This window comes from Achromobacter sp., from assembly GCF_057314935.1.
Map to the genome: position 1 here is coordinate 1 of NZ_DBHKZA010000039.1, position 1,271 is coordinate 1,271.

1 protein-coding gene and 1 pseudogene are annotated in these 1,271 nt (G+C 67.6%); both read left to right on the top strand.

Features of this window, described 5'->3' with window-relative positions; all coding sequences use genetic code 11:
- Nucleotides 1-344 precede the first annotated feature (344 nt).
- A complete protein-coding gene (gene ugpQ, locus ACO6D5_RS15885; protein ID WP_315847208.1) occupies nucleotides 345-1,094 on the top strand; it encodes a glycerophosphodiester phosphodiesterase in 750 nt (249 codons plus the stop codon).
- Nucleotides 1,095-1,107: 13 nt separating this feature from the next.
- Nucleotides 1,108-1,271: pseudogene (locus ACO6D5_RS15890) on the top strand (23S rRNA (adenine(2030)-N(6))-methyltransferase RlmJ); the annotation flags it as partial.

Below are 1,271 nucleotides of genomic sequence, written 5' to 3' on the forward strand. Positions count from 1 at the left end.
GCTCGCTTGCTGCCCCCCGAGGGGGCTGCCCCGCCTTGGGGCGGCCCGGCGGCGGAGGGGGGAAGTGCCCCCACGCCGCACTCGCTTCGCTCGCTTGCTGCCCCCCGAGGGGGCTGCCCCGCCTTGGGGCGGCCCGGCGGCGGGGCGGCTATTCTTCTCGGGGTTCGGGCAGTTCTTCTGCGGGCTGGGCTGTTCTTCTGAGGGTTCGGACCGTTCTTCTGCGGGTTGGGCTGTTCTTCTGGGGGTTCGGACCGTTCTTTCAGGGGCGCCGGTGCCGGGCGTCATCGGGGCAAGAAGGAGTATCCTTGCAACCCTGTCCATAAGAAGCACACGCAACACCAAAAATGACCGCAAAACTCCCGTCCTGGCCCTATTCCCGTTACATCGCGCACCGCGGCGGTGGCCGTTTGGCGCCGGAGAACACGCTGGCCGCCATGCGCGTGGGCGCCGAGCATGGTTTCACGATGTTCGAATACGACGTGAAGCTGAGCAGCGACAACGTCCTCGTGCTGATGCACGACGATGACGTCGACCGCACCTCCAACGGGCACGGCCCGGCGGCCGCCAAGACGTACGCGGAACTCGCGCAGCTGGACTTCGGCAGCTGGCACTCGGCCGCCTACGCCGGCGAGCCGTTGCCCACTTTTGCCGCCGTGGCCCGCTACACGGTCGCCAACCACATCGCCAGCAACGTCGAGATCAAGCCCTGCCCCGGCCGCGAAGCCGAGACCGGCGCCGCCGTCGCGTTGGCCTGCAAGCAGTTGTGGCAAGGCGCCGGCACGCCCCCGCTGCTGTCCTCGTTCGCCGAAGAAGCGCTGCAAGCCGCGCTGGAAGTGGCGCCCGAGCTGCCGCGCGCGCTGCTCGTGGAGAAAGTCCCCGCTGATTGGCGCGAACGCCTGGTCAAATACGACTGCGTCGCGCTGAACATCAACCAGAAAGACGCAACCCGCGAACTGATCGACGCCGTGCACGCCGCCGGCTACCGGATCGCGGCCTGGACCGTCAATGACCCCGACCGCGCCCGCTTGCTGCTGGACTGGGGCATCGACGGCATTTTCACCGACGAGCTGGCCGCTATCCGGCCGGCCGCCTGAGGCAGAACGCCCCGTGTTCAGTTACCGCCACGCCTTTCACGCCGGCAACCATGCCGACGTGCTCAAGCACGCCATCCTGGTTCACACCCTGGATTACTTCAACAAAAAGGACGCGCCCTATTGGGTCGTGGACACCCACGCCGGCGCAGGCCTCTACAACCTGGAAGGCGACTGGGC

Bases quoted from the DNA above. Each gene is read 5' to 3' on its own strand.
- ugpQ (WP_315847208.1), top strand. From the start codon at position 345: ATGACCGCAAAACTCCCGTCCTGGCCCTATTCCCGTTACATCGCGCAC.